This is a genomic window from Pseudomonas sp. RW3S2, assembly GCF_014268955.1.
Classification (GTDB): Bacteria; Pseudomonadota; Gammaproteobacteria; order Pseudomonadales; family Pseudomonadaceae; genus Aquipseudomonas; species Aquipseudomonas wayambapalatensis.
Map to the genome: position 1 here is coordinate 158277 of NZ_JABWRM010000003.1, position 14343 is coordinate 172619.

Annotated in this window: 14 protein-coding genes and 1 pseudogene; 6 read left to right on the top strand and 9 right to left on the bottom strand. The window is 64.0% G+C overall.

Going from position 1 to position 14343, the window contains the following annotated elements:
• Positions 1-32: 32 nt before the first annotated feature.
• From cysB to HU748_RS05910, 3 genes are all read right to left on the bottom strand, one after another.
• Positions 33-1007: an HTH-type transcriptional regulator CysB gene (gene cysB / locus HU748_RS05900; RefSeq protein WP_054895446.1), complete on the bottom strand. Its 975-nt coding sequence runs from the start codon at positions 1005-1007 to the stop codon at positions 33-35.
• A 127-nt stretch (positions 1008-1134) separates the two neighbouring features.
• Positions 1135-1632 carry a universal stress protein gene (locus HU748_RS05905; protein WP_151924055.1) on the bottom strand — a complete coding sequence of 166 codons (498 nt, stop codon included), beginning with the start codon at positions 1630-1632 and terminating at the stop codon, positions 1135-1137.
• Between the two features lie 97 nt (positions 1633-1729).
• Complete coding sequence (locus HU748_RS05910; protein ID WP_186719665.1) at positions 1730-2677, bottom strand: putative 2-dehydropantoate 2-reductase; 948 nt, start codon at positions 2675-2677, stop codon at positions 1730-1732.
• Between the two features lie 118 nt (positions 2678-2795).
• On the opposite strand from HU748_RS05910, the pseudogene HU748_RS05915 reads away from it, so the two are divergent.
• A pseudogene (locus HU748_RS05915) lies at positions 2796-3197 on the top strand (PilZ domain-containing protein); the annotation flags it as partial.
• A gap of 252 nt (positions 3198-3449) precedes the next feature.
• On the top strand, positions 3450-4526 hold the full coding sequence (locus HU748_RS05920; RefSeq protein ID WP_186719667.1) for a 3-deoxy-7-phosphoheptulonate synthase: 1077 nt from the start codon (positions 3450-3452) through the stop codon (positions 4524-4526).
• Between the two features lie 60 nt (positions 4527-4586).
• Here the strand turns inward: HU748_RS05920 and HU748_RS05925 are convergent, their stop codons facing one another.
• Entirely contained in the window at positions 4587-4868 is a 282-nt protein-coding gene (locus tag HU748_RS05925; RefSeq protein ID WP_186669564.1) for a GNAT family N-acetyltransferase, read from the bottom strand.
• Between the two features lie 502 nt (positions 4869-5370).
• Between HU748_RS05925 and oprI the strand changes: the two genes are divergently transcribed.
• Positions 5371-5622 carry an outer membrane lipoprotei OprI gene (gene oprI, locus HU748_RS05930; RefSeq protein WP_003259780.1) on the top strand — a complete coding sequence of 84 codons (252 nt, stop codon included), beginning with the start codon at positions 5371-5373 and terminating at the stop codon, positions 5620-5622.
• Positions 5623-5772: 150 nt separating this feature from the next.
• Here oprI and HU748_RS05935 read toward each other — a convergent pair whose 3' ends face one another.
• From HU748_RS05935 to HU748_RS05945, 3 genes are all read right to left on the bottom strand, one after another.
• A complete protein-coding gene (locus tag HU748_RS05935; protein ID WP_186669565.1) occupies positions 5773-6750 on the bottom strand; it encodes a L,D-transpeptidase family protein in 978 nt (325 codons plus the stop codon).
• A gap of 110 nt (positions 6751-6860) precedes the next feature.
• Positions 6861-7142: a hypothetical protein gene (locus tag HU748_RS05940; RefSeq protein WP_186711412.1), complete on the bottom strand. Its 282-nt coding sequence runs from the start codon at positions 7140-7142 to the stop codon at positions 6861-6863.
• 58 nt (positions 7143-7200) lie between these two features.
• Positions 7201-7806: an arylesterase gene (locus HU748_RS05945; RefSeq protein WP_186669567.1), complete on the bottom strand. Its 606-nt coding sequence runs from the start codon at positions 7804-7806 to the stop codon at positions 7201-7203.
• Positions 7807-7816: 10 nt separating this feature from the next.
• Between HU748_RS05945 and HU748_RS05950 the strand changes: the two genes are divergently transcribed.
• Positions 7817-8500, top strand: coding sequence for an ABC transporter ATP-binding protein (locus HU748_RS05950; protein ID WP_063544135.1), 684 nt, complete (start codon positions 7817-7819; stop codon positions 8498-8500).
• Positions 8500-11007 (top strand): FtsX-like permease family protein, encoded by a 2508-nt coding sequence (locus tag HU748_RS05955; protein WP_186719669.1) that lies wholly within the window; start codon positions 8500-8502, stop codon positions 11005-11007. The genes HU748_RS05950 and HU748_RS05955 overlap by 1 nt, the downstream gene beginning before the upstream one ends.
• Here the strand turns inward: HU748_RS05955 and HU748_RS05960 are convergent.
• Complete coding sequence (locus HU748_RS05960; RefSeq protein ID WP_186711410.1) at positions 10970-12175, bottom strand: MFS transporter; 1206 nt, start codon at positions 12173-12175, stop codon at positions 10970-10972. The two genes, HU748_RS05955 and HU748_RS05960, sit on opposite strands and share 38 nt — an antisense overlap.
• A gap of 196 nt (positions 12176-12371) precedes the next feature.
• Between HU748_RS05960 and HU748_RS05965 the strand changes: the two genes are divergently transcribed.
• On the top strand, positions 12372-13832 hold the full coding sequence (locus tag HU748_RS05965) for a PLP-dependent aminotransferase family protein (RefSeq protein ID WP_186719672.1): 1461 nt from the start codon (positions 12372-12374) through the stop codon (positions 13830-13832).
• On the opposite strand, the gene greB is transcribed toward HU748_RS05965, so the two are convergent.
• Positions 13804-14280: a transcription elongation factor GreB gene (gene greB / locus HU748_RS05970; protein WP_186719674.1), complete on the bottom strand. Its 477-nt coding sequence runs from the start codon at positions 14278-14280 to the stop codon at positions 13804-13806. The two genes, HU748_RS05965 and greB, sit on opposite strands and share 29 nt — an antisense overlap.
• Between the last annotated feature and the right edge of the window lie 63 nt (positions 14281-14343).

The window sequence follows — 14343 nt, forward strand, 5'->3', positions numbered from 1 at the left end:
GGGCCGCAACGCGGCCCCTGCCTCATGCCAACTCAGTGCACGGGCAGCTCAACCCCTTCGAACAGTTCTTCCAGCTCCTGCTTGTTGTGGCACTGGATCGCCTTGGCCATCACTTCGCGGGTCAGGTGCGGCGCGAACTTCTCGATGAAATCGCACATGAAGCCACGCAGGAAAGTGCCACGGCGGAAGCCGATCTTGGTGATACTGGCTTCGAACAGCTCGCTCGCATCCAGGCACACCAGGTCGCTGTCGAGCTTCGGATCGACCGCCATCTTCGCGACGATGCCCACACCCAGGCCCAGGCGTACATAAGTCTTGATCACATCGGCGTCTGCGGCGGTGAACACCACCTTCGGAGTCAGGCCGCGATGGTTGAACGCTTCGTCGAGCTTGGAACGGCCCGTGAAACCGAACACGTAGGTGACGATGGGGTACTCGGCCACCGCTTCGAGGGTCAGCTTCGGCAACTTGGTCAGCGGGTGCCCCTGGGGCACCACCACGCAACGATTCCATTTGTAGCACGGCATCATGATCAGGTCGCCGAACAGCTCCAGTGCCTCGGTGGCGATGGCGAAATCGACAGTGCCGTCAGCGGCCATCTCGGCGATCTGCATTGGCGAGCCCTGGTGCATGTGCAGGGATACTTCAGGGTACTGCTTGATGAAGTTGCTGATCACAGGAGGCAGGGCATAGCGGGCCTGGGTGTGGGTGGTCGCGATGGACAGCGTGCCCTTCTTCTCGTTGGAGAACTCCTGGGCGATCTGCTTGATGCTTTCGACCTTGCGCAGGATCTCGCCAGCAGTGGTGATGATGCGCTCGCCCGCCGGGGTGACGCGGGTCAGGTGCTTGCCGCTGCGGGCGAAGACTTCGACGCCCAGTTCGTCCTCGAGGAGACGGATCTGCTTGCTGATCCCGGGCTGAGAGGTGTACAGGCTCTGCGCGGTCGCGGAGACGTTGAGGTCATGGTGCGCTACTTCCCAGATATAGCGCAGTTGTTGAAGCTTCATAGATTCCCCTCGAATCAGCGGTAGGTCACCGGCTGCTGGCAGCGACGATTTATAACTATATTAGTGGTAAGAGAAATAAATCTAGAACTATTTTGTTACACCCCAAGGAAAAGACCTACCGCTAGCTTCAGACTTTCCTACGCCCCAAATGCTGTGCCAACGGCACCATGTACACCGGCACCGGTGACAGTTGCAGCAGCCGTACCGCTGTGCGGCCAATCGGCACATCGACACCCGCGCCCTCGGCATGGCTGCCGAAGATCAACAGGTCGACCGCCAGGCGCTGGGCCTGCTCCAGAATCACTTGCGCAGGATCCCCCTGGCGCACCCGCACGGCCTTGATCACCGCCAGATCGGCCGCCTCGCCCAATTCCTCGCGAAAATTTTCCAGCACCCGCTGCTCGATGTTGGCCATCACCGTGTTGACCCCCTGGGAGTGCAGGCGGTCGAGGGTCTGCTCATCGAGATAACTTTGCAGTAACGACTCGGCGAACTGGCCCATGGGTTCGACGGCGTGGATCACGTACAACTCTGCGTTGAAGGTCCGCGCCAGGGCCAAGGCGTGTTGCATGACGAAGGGCGCGTAGACGCCGAGATCGGTGGCGTACAGCATGGAACGGATCATTCGGCCTCCTCCACTGCCACGGGGGCAGAGCAAGCTACAGCTTAGCAGTGCCGTGGAGAGCCGCTTCGCCGTCCGGCGCAGCGGCCAGCCATACGCTTCAGCCCGCGCAGTTGCGCCGGTCGATGAACGCCAGCGCCTGGTACAGCGCTTCCATCTTCGGCAAGTGGCAACCGGCCTCGCGGGCACGGGCCAGGGGTTCGCCGTAGATCACCTGCAACTCCAGCGGCCGCTGCTGAGCATGATCGTGGTACATGCTCGGCCAGTAGTCAGGCATCTGCTCGGTGACCCGGAACAGGTGCTCGGCATAGCCTTCCGGCAGTGGATGCCCGCAGGCCCGTGCGCCCTCGACCACTTCGGCCATCAGCCCGCGAATCAGCGCGCGGCTGTCGGGGTCGCCCATCAGAGGCGTCGTGCTGGCCTGCAGCAACACCGACAGGCCGTTGTACGGCACGTTCCACACCAGCTTCTGCCAGCGCGCCTGAACGAGGTTGTCCATCGGCTGCGAGTCGACCCCCGCAGCGCGGAACAATTCGGCGCCCTCGGCGACAATGGCTGCACCGCGGTCGTCGCTGGGGCCGCTGTGGTAACCCAGGTTGACCGCGCCCAGTGCCTGGTGGCGGATCACCCCGGGCGCTTCGCGGTTCACACAGATAAAGCACAGCCCCCCGAGCAGGTGCATGTCGTCGCGCAACGCGCCACGCAACTGCTCCTCGACGCCCAGGCCATTCTGCAGCAACACCACCTTGGCACCGGGCGCTCCCGCCTGGACGATCAGCGGCGCCAACTCGGCGTTACTGGTGGCCTTGGTGCCGATCAGCAACCAGTCGCACTGCGGCATGTCACTGGCCGAGGCATAGGCCTGGACCTTCATCTGCAGCTCTCCGTGCACGGCGCTGTTCAGGGTCAGCCCCTGCTCATGCACCACGCCATATTCGCTGCGCAGCAGAAAGTGCACGTCAAAACCGGCACGCGCCAGCATCAGCCCATAGAAGCCACCGATGGCACCGCTACCGATGATGCCGATGCGTTTGTTACGAGGATCCATACCGCTCTCCTGTCGAAGCGATGACTGTCTGTCCGATTTTCTTACAGTGAATCAGCCGGTTTGCGATCCTTCACTATACTCAGGCCATGAAGGTCAAATAATCGACACGGAGTCGACGATGTGTGGATTTCTGCCTCACCCTGACGGGATTCCGGTCGAGCTGAATCTTCGCCCGTCTCCCAGCCTGTTCCGTCGGCACCTGCATACCCTGGGGCTTGGCGGCATCGCTTGCAACCATCCGCGTGCCTACCGTCGCGGCACTGCAGTGGAAGTGGTCATTCCTTCATTGGGCGCACAGGCACGCTATGCCGGTTATGTTGCCTGGTGCCAGCGGCTGGATGCTGGCTACCGCGTGGGCATCGCCTTCACCGACGACCAGGCGCTGTTCGGCGCACGCATGGGTGAGCAGGTTTGCCATATTCATCATTACTGCCAACTGCACCAGCAACATGACCTGCAGGGCGAACAGGCGCAGGCGTTGGCACAGCAGTGGATCGCCCAGCACGGCGCCGAATTCTCCGAAGCAGCGCTGCTGGGCGAACACCCCCTGATGTCGCCGCGCTCGGCGAGCCCACTGCGCGATCCTTGTATCGCGATCGGCCTGCAAGGCAGCTCGCGCACGGGCAAGTCACCTTTTCAGCGCTGACAGCCCCCTGCCCATTGTCGCGCCCGATGTAACGCGCTAAGGTTCGGCTCCCCGCTGCGAACAATCTGCTGCTGGGCCGCACGGGGTTTGCTGGCGGCCGGCACCCGTGACCTGACGAGTAACACGATGGCTGATTTACCGATCGATGACCTCAACGTTGCCTCCAACGAGACCCTGATCACCCCCGATCAGCTGAAGAAAGAGATTCCCCTCAGCGCCAAGGCCCTGCAGACCGTGACTGCCGGCCGTGAAGTGGTGCGCAACATCCTCGACGGCAAGGACCATCGCCTGTTCGTCGTGATCGGCCCCTGCTCGATCCACGACATCAAGGCTGCCCACGAGTACGCCGACCGTCTCAAGGTACTGGCCGAAGAAGTCTCCGACACTCTCTATCTGGTCATGCGCGTGTATTTCGAGAAGCCTCGTACCACCGTAGGCTGGAAAGGCTTGATCAACGACCCCTACCTGGATGACTCGTTCAAGATCCAGGACGGCCTGCACATTGGTCGCCAATTGCTGCTGGACCTGGCCGAGAAGGGCCTGCCGACCGCGACCGAAGCCCTCGACCCGATCTCCCCGCAATACCTGCAGGACCTGATCAGCTGGTCGGCCATCGGTGCCCGTACCACCGAATCCCAAACCCACCGTGAAATGGCCTCGGGCCTGTCTTCGGCGGTCGGCTTCAAGAACGGCACCGACGGCGGCCTGACCGTGGCGATCAACGCCCTGCAGTCGGTGTCCAAGCCCCACCGCTTCCTGGGTATCAACCAGGAAGGCGGCGTGTCGATCGTCACCACCAAAGGCAACGCCTACGGCCACGTGGTGCTGCGTGGCGGCAACGGCAAACCCAACTACGATTCGGTCAGCGTTGCCCTGTGCGAACAGGACCTGGCCAAGGCCAAGATCAAGGCCAACATCATGGTCGACTGCAGCCACGCCAACTCCAACAAGGACCCGGCGTTGCAGCCGCTGGTGATGGAGAACGTCGCCAACCAGATTCTGGAAGGCAACCAGTCGATCATCGGCCTGATGGTCGAAAGCCACCTGAACTGGGGCTGCCAGGCCATTCCGAAAAACCTTGAAGACCTGCAATACGGTGTTTCGGTGACCGACGCCTGCATCGATTGGGCCGCCACCGAGAAGAGCCTGCGCAGCATGCGAGCCAAGCTCAAGGATGTGCTGCCCAAGCGCCAGCGCGGCTGATACGCACGCAAACGAAAACGCCGGGCAATTGCCCGGCGTTTTCGTTGGTGCGGTGTCGATTCAGGCCTTGGTCGAGTGGCGCTGCTGGCGCTCCATGTAACGCTCGACGTAAGAGCATGATGGAATCACGGTGTAGCCCATTTGTTCGGCGTACTCCAGGGCCTTTTCAGTCAAGGCGGCGGCGATGCCACGACCACGCAGGGCGTTGGGGACGAAGGTGCGATAGATGTCCAGCGTCTGCTTGCCCAGATCCATGTACGTCAGGTAGGCACGATGACCGTCCACGTTGGTCTCGAACTGATGACCGGCCTGGTCATGGTGGATGGTCAGCGCGTCACTCATCACTACTCCTCGCAGGTCTTTTGGCAGACCTTTGCCTTGACCGATGGTTTATCCGGCGGAGGAACCTCAACGCCACTCATGCCCCTTGGACCGTGGTCCATCAGCAATCGTTCGACGCCCGGGACACCCAAATAGTAGGCGTGCAACGCGGGATTGCTCAAGGTGCACATGGCTAAAAATTCCATGAAAGCGGGTTGGGCCGCCGGTGCCGGTCGACACCAAACAGCCCGCCGGATGTTCTACGGGGTAAGACGTTTGAGGACCGTGAAAGTCACCCTTAGTTCAACAAAAAGTTTCCTTGGTACAACCGCTTGCGTCCGATTTGCGGGGTCTTCACACTTTCTTTACAAACCCCGTCACACGCGGCCCGTGGCAACATTTTTTTTGCAGTTCTTGCGCTCTGTCAGTTTACTTACTACAAGTAATGGGTACTATGTACGCCGGCCAGTTTCTCTTTTCCGAGAGATGGCTATTTAATAGAAAGTCCTTGAAGGGGAACACGATGAACAACGTTCTGAAATTCTCTGCTCTGGCTCTGGCCGCAGTTCTGGCTACCGGTTGCAGCAGCGTATCCAAAGAAACCGAAGCTCGTCTGACTGCGACTGAAGACGCAGCAGCTCGCGCTCAAGCCCGTGCCGACGAAGCCTACCGTAAGGCTGACGACGCTCTGGCAGCCGCTCAGAAGGCTCAGCAGACCGCTGACGAAGCCAACGAGCGCGCTCTGCGTATGCTGGACAAAGCCAGCCGCAAGTAATAATCCTCACGGATTGTTATGGAGCCGGCCCACTTGTGGGCCGGCTTTTTTATTGCCCGAAAAAAGACCTCTCTCACCTCGCCTCCCGCCCTCCCAAAAAACGAAAAGGCCTGCACGATGGCAGGCCTTTCGGTTCAAGCAGGCAAGGGCTTACTGCAGCTCTGGCGGGATGCTCGACACCATCGGGGCAGCGCCTTGCCCATTGACCGGCACGGCGATCTCGACCGGCATGCCGTCCTCGGCGGCCACCACGTCACGAACCATGTCCCAGTTCATACGCAGATTGTTGGTCAAGTCTTCACGCTTGAGCAGTGCATTGATGACGGCCGTGTGCTTGTCGACCACCGACGGGTTGCCATGGTCGTCCAACGGCGTGTGTGCCTCGAGATAGACCTTGCCACCACTCACGCCGAACTTGTAAGGCTCGTTGATGATCCGCACCGGGGTGCCCACCGGTACCATCTTGGAGAGCGCCACCACGTTGTTGTTGAGCATGCGGAAGCAGCCGTGGCTGGTGCGCATGCCGATGCCGAACTTCTTGTTCGAACCGTGGATCAGGTAGCCCGGCAGGCCCAGGGTGAACTTGAACGGACCCAGCGGGTTGTCCGGGCCGGCCGGCACGACAGCAGGCAGGATATCGCCGTCAGCGGCGTGTTCAGCGCGAATCGAGGCCGGCGGCGTCCAGGTCGGGTTCGGTGTCTTGGCGGTGATCTTGGTGATCGCGATCGGTGAGCCCCAGCCTTCACGGCCGATCCCCAGCGGGAAGGTGTGCACCACGTTCTCGCCTTTCGGGTAGTAGTACAGGCGGTACTCGGCCAGGTTGATGACGATCCCCTCGCGCGGCCCGGGTGGCAGGACGTAACGGGTCGGCAGGATGATCTCGGTGCCAGCCCCCGGCAACCAGGGATCGACGCCCGGGTTCGCGGCGATCATCTCCAGGTAGCCCAGGTCGTTGGCCGTACCGATGTCGGCGAAGGTGTCTTCGTACTTGGCCTTGATCGTCCGGACCTGGCCGACGACGTCTTCGCCGGGCGGTGGCAATGGCAGCTCCAGCGCGACGGCAGGACCGGTCAGCAGCAAGGCGGCCAGGGACAGGCAACGGGTGACGGCGGGAAAGCGCGGCAACATCCGGTAAATCCTTCGAAAGAGGGTTCAAGACATTCAATTGTACACCCGCCCGGATTCAAGCGGGAGGCATCGGCAGGCGTTGCAAGGGTTACAAATGATGAAAGGTGAGCTCAGAGCTCCGGCCACACCGGGCGTGTACCCCGGCGCTGGGCATCGAGGATGGCCCGGCACAGCGGGCACAGGCGTTCGTCGCGATAGACCACGCGCTCGACCGACGACCAGCGCGGCTGCGCCGGCAGCAAGCCGCCACACAAGGTGCGGTCGACCGGAGCACCCAGTTCGAGCTGGCGAGCGGCGAGATGGACACGGACTTCCTGGCAGGCGAACAGGTCGAGCTGCTCGTCGGGCTCGATCAGTTGATAGGCATACAGGGACCAGGCGGGGCGTGGCATCGGGGGCACTCGAAACGGGGGGCGCAACATTAGCCGAAAGCGGCCCCCGATAAAAGCGTCAGAGCAAGGGTTTTATCGTCGGCCAGGCATTCTCCAGCAGACGCTGCTGGGCGCCTTGGGCCGGATGGATGCCGTCGGCCTGCATCATCTCCGCTACCCCACCTATGCCCTCCAGAAAGAACGGCACCAAGGCCACCTTCTTTTCGTTCGCCAACTGCTCATAGACCTGGGCGAACGCGGTGGTATAGCGCGCGCCATAATTCGGCGGCAGCCGCATCCCGAGCAACACCACCTTGGCGCCGGCCTCACGGGAGCGATCGATCATCGAGGCAAGATTTTGTTGCAATTGTTGTGGAGGTTGCCCACGCAGCCCATCGTTCCCGCCCAGCTCCAGCACCACCAGATCAGGCTTGTGCGCTGCAAGCAGCGCCGGCAGCCGCGCCTGGCCACCTGCGCTGGTGTCGCCACTGATCGAGGCATTGACCACGCGGTCGGTAAAACCCTCGTCCTTCAGGCGCTTTTCCAGGAGCGTGACCCATCCCTGGCGGGTATCCAGGCCAAAACCGGCGCTGATACTATCGCCGACAACCAGCACCGTTCCCGCCGCCGCGCCCTGGGCCAGGCAACACAGGGCCAGACCGGCACTCAACCACCACATTCGCATCGGATTCTCCATGGGCCCCAGCATTCTCGTTGCGCAGAACCTTAGCAAAGTGGTCCCCAGCGCGGAAGGCGACCTCACCATCCTTCACCCGCTTTCCCTCGACCTTGACCAAGGCGACAGCCTGGCCATCGTCGGTGCATCCGGCTCCGGCAAGTCGACCCTGCTCGGCCTGCTCGCAGGCCTTGACCGCCCTAGCGATGGCAGTGTCGTGCTCGCCGGTCACGACCTCGGCCCCCTCGACGAAGACCAGCGGGCACGGGTGCGTGCCGAACACGTCGGTTTCGTGTTCCAGTCGTTCCAGTTGCTCGACAGCCTCAATGCCCTGGAAAACGTCATGTTGCCCCTGGAGCTGGACGGTCGCCGCGACGCCCGCGAACAGGCCCGCACCCTGCTCGAACGGGTCGGCCTGGGCCAGCGCCTGAGCCACACCCCACGCCAACTGTCCGGCGGCGAGCAGCAACGGGTGGCGATCGCCCGCGCCTTCGCGGCGCACCCGGCAGTGCTGTTCGCCGACGAACCCACCGGCAATCTCGACAGCCATACCGGCGAGCGCATCAGCGACCTGCTGTTCGAGCTCAACAAGGAACGCGGCACTACCTTGGTGCTGGTGACCCATGACGAACGGCTGGCCAAGCGCTGCCGTCGCCTGATCCGCCTGGACGCCGGACGCCTGGTGGCGCCCCTGGAGCCATGATGACCCGCCTGCCGTTCATGCGCCTGTGCGCCCTGGCCCTGCGCCAACTGCTGCGTGACGCTCGCGCCAGTGAAGTACGGGTACTGTTCTTCGCACTCCTGGTGGCCGTCGCCGCCAGCACCGCCATCGGTTACTTCGGCGCCCGCCTCAACGGTGCCATGCAATTGCGGGCCAGCGAATTCCTCGCTGCCGACCTGGTACTGCAGGGTTCCTCCGCTGCCCAGGCGGCGCAGATCGACGCCGGCACTTCGCGCGGCCTGACCCACGCTCGCGTGGTGGAGTTCACCAGCGTGGTAGCCGCCGATGCTGGCATCCAGTTGTCGAGCATCAAGGCCATCGACCCGTCCTACCCGCTGCGCGGCCAACTGCGCAGCGCCGCCACGCCCTATGGCAGCGAAACGCCCGGCGGCGGGCCGGCGCCCGGCGAAGCCTGGGTCGAGGCACGCCTGCTGGCGGCACTGGGGCTGTCACTGGGCGACAGCATCGACGTGGGCATGAAGACCCTGCGCATGACCCGGGTGCTGACCTACGAACCGGATCGCGCCGGCAACTTCTACAGCCTCACCCCGCGAGTGCTGATGAACATCGCCGACCTGGACGCCACCGGCGTGATCCAGCCAGGAAGCCGGGTCACCTATCGCGACCTGTGGCGCGGCGAGCCGGACATCCTCGTGCAGTATCGCCAGGCGGTGGAGAAGGATCTTGCTGCCAACCAGCGGCTGCTCGACACCCGTGATGGCAACCGCCAGATTGGCGGCGCGCTGGGTCGCGCCGAACGCTACCTGAACATGGCCAGCCTGGTGGCGGTACTGCTGGCCGGCGTGGCCGTGGCGCTTTCGGCCAGCCGCTACGCCGCCCGCCGCCTGGACGCCAGCGCCCTGCTGCGCTGCCTGGGGCTGTCACGACACCAGGCGTTGGGCCTGTACTCGCTGCAACTGGCAATGCTGGGGCTGGTGGCGGCACTGGCCGGCGCCCTGCTTGGCTGGCTCGCGCAACTGGGGCTGTTCGCCCTCCTGCAGGGGCTGCTGCCCAGCACCGTGCCACCGGGCGGCATCGCCCCGGCACTGGCCGGCATCGGCACCGGCCTGGTGGCGCTGGCCGGCTTCGCCCTGCCACCGCTCGCCGCACTGGGCCGAGTGCCGCCCCTGCGTGTGCTGCGCCGCGACCTGCTGCCAGTTCCGCCCAGCAGTTGGCTGGTCTATGGCGCCGCATTGTTCGCCCTGGGCCTGATCATGTGGCGCCTGAGCCTAGACCTGCTGCTGACCTTCGCCCTGCTCGGCGGCGGCATGATCGCCGCGCTGCTGCTCGGCGGCCTGCTACTGCTCGGCTTGCGCAGCCTGCGCCGGTTGCTGATCGGTTCGCCGCTGCCCTGGCGCCTGGGGCTGGGCCAGTTGCTGCGCCATCCGCTGGCAGCCGCCGGCCAGGCGCTGGCCTTCGGCCTGATCCTGCTGGCCATGGCCCTGGTCGCGCTATTGCGCGCCGAGTTGCTGGACAACTGGCAGGCGCAGCTACCCAAGGATGCCCCCAACCACTTCGCCCTGAACATCCTGCCAGACGAGCGCGAACCCTTTGCCCAGCGCCTGCGCGAGGTCAATGCCACCTCGGCGCCGCTGTACCCGGTGATCCCCGGCCGTCTCACCCATATCAACGATCAGCCGGTACAACAGTTGGTGAGCAAGGAGTCCACCGGCGACCGTGCCGTGCAGCGTGACCTGAGCCTGACCTGGGCTGCCGAACTGCCCCAGGGTAATGCCTTGAGCGAAGGCGACTGGTGGCAGACACCACCGCCGGCCGACGGACCACCCGCGGTATCGGTCGAGGCGGAGCTGGCCGCAAGCCTCAAGCTCAAGCTGGGCGATCTGCTGACCTTCGACATTGGCGGCGAGCACCGCCAGGCACGGGTCAGCAGCCTGCGTACGGTGCACTGGGACAGCTTCCAGCCGAACTTCTACATGATCTTCCAGCCAGGCACCTTGCAAGGCCTGCCCGCCACCTACCTGACCAGCTTCTACCTCGCACCGGGGCACGATACCGACGTGGTCGCCCTGTCGCGGGCGTTTCCGGCGGTGACCATCCTCCAGGTCGATGCGCTGCTGGGGCAACTGCGCAGCATCCTCGCCCAGGTCACGTTGGCGGTGGAGTACGTACTGCTGTTCGTGCTCGCGGCAGGCCTTGCGGTGTTGTTCGCCGGCCTGCAGGCCACCCTGGACGAGCGTATCCGCCAAGGCGCGCTACTGCGCGCCCTGGGCGCCGGTCGTGCACTACTGGTCAAGGCCCGGCGCATCGAGTTCGGCCTGCTTGGCGCCGCCAGCGGCCTGCTCGCAGCCCTGGGCTGCGAACTGATCACCTGGGCCCTGTATCGCTACGCCTTCGACCTGCACTGGGCGCCCCACCCCTGGCTGTTGGTGCTGCCACTGTTGGGCGCGATCCTGGTAGGCGGTGCCGGTGTGTTCGGCACCCGCCGCGCACTCAATGCGACACCACTGAGCGTACTGCGCGAGACTTGAGCCGATGGCGCCAGCTCGCCGTGCCCACCAGCACGGTGAGCAGCACCATTGGCGTCCCCACCAGCAAGGCCAGTTGCCTCACGTCCAGATCCGGCCAGTGGCTGGCAACCAGCCCATAGGCCGCACCGCTGGCCATCTGCAGGAAAAAGAACTGCCCGGTGGACAGCCCGATGTCCTGCTGCACACAGCGCAGCAACCCAGCCTGGGTGGCCGGGATCACCATGCCAGTACTCAGCAGGATCGCCATCATCGGCACGACGAAGGCGCCCGCCGTCGGCCCGATCCAATGGACCGCCAGCCACAGGCCGCCCCAGCCGACAGTGCCGATGCCGGCCCCCACAGCCAGGATCTGCGTCAGGTCATGCCTGCGACTCAGGCGCCGGGCCAGGAAACTGCCGGTGACATAACCCAGTGCACAGATCGCAATGAGGGCGCCGTACTCGAACGCACTGAACCCCAGCAATCTCTGGAAGGCGTAGGATGACGAGGACAGGAACGCAAAGTAGCTCATCCAGACCAGGCTGATACAACTCGCGTGAAAGACGAACGCTCCCGTGCCCAGATTGCGCCTGTACACGCGCAGGATCGTGCCCACCGCAACACCCTGCCCCGTGCCCGGCAGGCGAGGCACAAGGCGCCAGAACACGAGCAGCACCAGCAGGTTGAACACCCCCACTAGCCCCAGTATCCCGCGCCACCCCACTTGCGGCAGCAGCGCCCCGCCCAGCAGCGGCGCAAGGCACGGCGTGATAGCGATGGCCGAAGCCAGCGTAGTGAGAATGCCCATGCGCTCGTGCTCGGCGAACACCTCGCGCACCACCATGCGTGTCGTTACCGTGCCGACGCAGCCGCCCAGGGCCTGCAGCAGACGGCCAATCATGAACGGAACGAAAGACGTCGCACTGGCCGCAAGCCCTGTGCCGAGCGCAGCCAGCAACAGCCCGCCCAACTGCACTGCGCGCGGCCCGTAGCGATCGCTCAAAAGCCCAGCCAGCATCATCGACAGCGCATAGCCGACCATATACATCACCAAGGTGCTCTGTACCTGACCAAGGCCAGACTGCAGCTGCTCGGCCAGTTGTACCGAGGCTGGCACCATGATGCCGAGACCGACCTGCGGTACCACCACCGCACTCAGCAAGGCCACTGACAATCCGGGCCGGTTCATGGCCGCACCCGCAACGCAAAAGACAATCGGACGGGCGAACGCAGCCCCACCGCTCTACACATGGTTCGATGTTCCTTGAATGAAGGTTCGGGACGCCTGAAGGGCACGACGCAAAGGCTCTGCGTCAGGCGATTGAGGTTAGGGGCGGCGCTGCATAAGATGAAGGCCCATTAGGCCTTCCCGGGTATGGACCACTATGGCCAGAGGCAAGCAAGCCATTGCCCTCGACCTCGCCCTGCCGTTCGAACTGTCTGCCGGCAGCGCCACCGGCAAGCACCGGCTGCTGCATGGCTTTCTCCAGGAACTGGTGGTCAGCGGCCATCTGCCACCCGGCACCCTGCTGCCCTCAACACGCACGTTGGCACAGCGCTGGGGCGTAGCGCGCGGCACGCTGGAGGCGGTGTTCGAGCAACTCAAGCTGGAAGGCTTCATCGAGCGTCGCCAGGGCGCGGGCTCGCAGGTCACCCTGCAACTGCCCGATGCCCTGATCGCATCCGGCAACCCGACCGGCCACGCGCCACCAGCGCGGCCGATGCCCGATCCACAGTTGTTGCAAGCGCAGGTCCAAGCGCGCGTCCCCTTCGTCGCGCGCCTGCCCGACCCGAACTTGCTGGAGCAGAATCTTTTCCCGGCACGCCTGGAGGCCCCCGGCCTGCTTGAAAGCTTGCCTGCGCAGGGTGACCCACGCCTGCGCCAGGCCATTGCAGCCCATCTGAGACTCTATCGAGGTATCGACTGCGAGGCGGATGACATCCTGGTCACCCACGGTATTCGCCACACCCTCGACCTGTTCAGCCGCGTGCTGCCCAGGCACCGGGCGCTCGCCCTCGAGGACCCAGGCTATGCCTGGGCCAGGCGGATTTTCGAACGCACGGGGCACAGGCTGTTCAGCACGCCACTCGACGAACAGGGCCTGCGCGTCGATACCCTTGCCGACCATGAAACGCTCGGGGCGGTGCACGTGACGCCCGCCCATCAAGCGCCATTGGGCATCTGCATGAGCGTCGAACGCCGCCAGGCCTTGCTCGACTGGGCGCAGGCACAGGACGCGGTAATCATCGAAGACGATTACGACAGCGAGTACAACTATGCGAGTGCACCGCTGCCGGCGATCAAGGCGATCGACCACCATGACCGAGTGCTGTTCTGCGGCAGTTTCAACAAGACCTTGTTCAGCAACCTGCGCCTGGGCTTCGCCGTGGTGCCCCGCCGCCTGCACGCCGAAATGCTGGACACGCTGACGATCTCCGGGCAAGCGCCTGGCGCCCTCGGCCAGCGAGCCCTGGAGCAGATGCTCGGCAACGGCCAGTACGCGCGCCACCTGCGCATTGCCCGGCAGACCTACCAGCAACGCCGCGACCTGCTCATCGACAGGCTGCGCCGGCACACTGACGTGCGAATTGCCGGCGAGCAGTCAGGGCTGCATTTCATCCTCTGGTTGCCCGAAAACTGCAACGAACAGCAATTCTGCCAACAGGCCCGCGAGCAGGGCCTGATGCTTCAGCCGCTCGGACTGTTCACCCGTGAACATGCCTGGCCTCCAGGCGTACTGGTGGGCTACGCCTCGTTGACCGAGGCGCAGATTGCGCTGGCCGGGGACTCGCTGGGGCGGCTGTACCGGGATGCGCTCACTGGGCGCCGTAGTGGATGCGATTGATGTACCAGGTCGCTTCGCCCGTGGGCGTATGCACCAGCACTTCGTCGCCCTCTTCTTTCTTCAGCAACGCGCGGGCCATGGGTGAGTCGATGGAGATGTAGTCGTTGCGACCGTAGATTTCGTCGTAACCGACGATGCGAAACGTCAGGGTTTCGCCGTCGTCGTTCTCGATCTCGACCCAGGCACCGAAGAACACCTTGCCTTCCTGCTCCGGGGAATAGGCGACGACTTTCACATCCTCGAGGCGCTTGCGCAGGTAGCGGACCCGCCGATCGATCTCGCGCAGCAATTTCTTGTTGTACTGGTAATCGGCGTTCTCGCTGCGATCCCCCAGCGACGCGGCCCAGGTCACCTTCTGGGTGATCTCGGGGCGGTAGACGCGCCACAGGTGGTCCAGCTCCTTCTTGAGGGCGTCATAACCTTCGGTGGTGATGATGTTGGTACTCAAACCGCTTGCTCTCCTCGGCACAGCCACAGCAGGCGCCTTGGGCCTGCCGGGTTACCGAGCTTA

Coding starts and splice junctions, on each gene's coding strand:
- cysB (WP_054895446.1), bottom strand. CDS start 1,007: ATGAAGCTTCAACAACTGCGCTATATCTGGGAAGTAGCGCACCATGAC.
- HU748_RS05905 (WP_151924055.1), bottom strand. CDS start 1,632: ATGATCCGTTCCATGCTGTACGCCACCGATCTCGGCGTCTACGCGCCC.
- HU748_RS05910 (WP_186719665.1), bottom strand. CDS start 2,677: ATGGATCCTCGTAACAAACGCATCGGCATCATCGGTAGCGGTGCCATC.
- HU748_RS05920 (WP_186719667.1), top strand. CDS start 3,450: ATGGCTGATTTACCGATCGATGACCTCAACGTTGCCTCCAACGAGACC.
- HU748_RS05925 (WP_186669564.1), bottom strand. CDS start 4,868: ATGAGTGACGCGCTGACCATCCACCATGACCAGGCCGGTCATCAGTTC.
- oprI (WP_003259780.1), top strand. CDS start 5,371: ATGAACAACGTTCTGAAATTCTCTGCTCTGGCTCTGGCCGCAGTTCTG.
- HU748_RS05935 (WP_186669565.1), bottom strand. CDS start 6,750: ATGTTGCCGCGCTTTCCCGCCGTCACCCGTTGCCTGTCCCTGGCCGCC.
- HU748_RS05940 (WP_186711412.1), bottom strand. CDS start 7,142: ATGCCACGCCCCGCCTGGTCCCTGTATGCCTATCAACTGATCGAGCCC.
- HU748_RS05945 (WP_186669567.1), bottom strand. CDS start 7,806: ATGCGAATGTGGTGGTTGAGTGCCGGTCTGGCCCTGTGTTGCCTGGCC.
- HU748_RS05950 (WP_063544135.1), top strand. CDS start 7,817: ATGGGCCCCAGCATTCTCGTTGCGCAGAACCTTAGCAAAGTGGTCCCC.
- HU748_RS05955 (WP_186719669.1), top strand. CDS start 8,500: ATGACCCGCCTGCCGTTCATGCGCCTGTGCGCCCTGGCCCTGCGCCAA.
- HU748_RS05960 (WP_186711410.1), bottom strand. CDS start 12,175: ATGAACCGGCCCGGATTGTCAGTGGCCTTGCTGAGTGCGGTGGTGGTA.
- HU748_RS05965 (WP_186719672.1), top strand. CDS start 12,372: ATGGCCAGAGGCAAGCAAGCCATTGCCCTCGACCTCGCCCTGCCGTTC.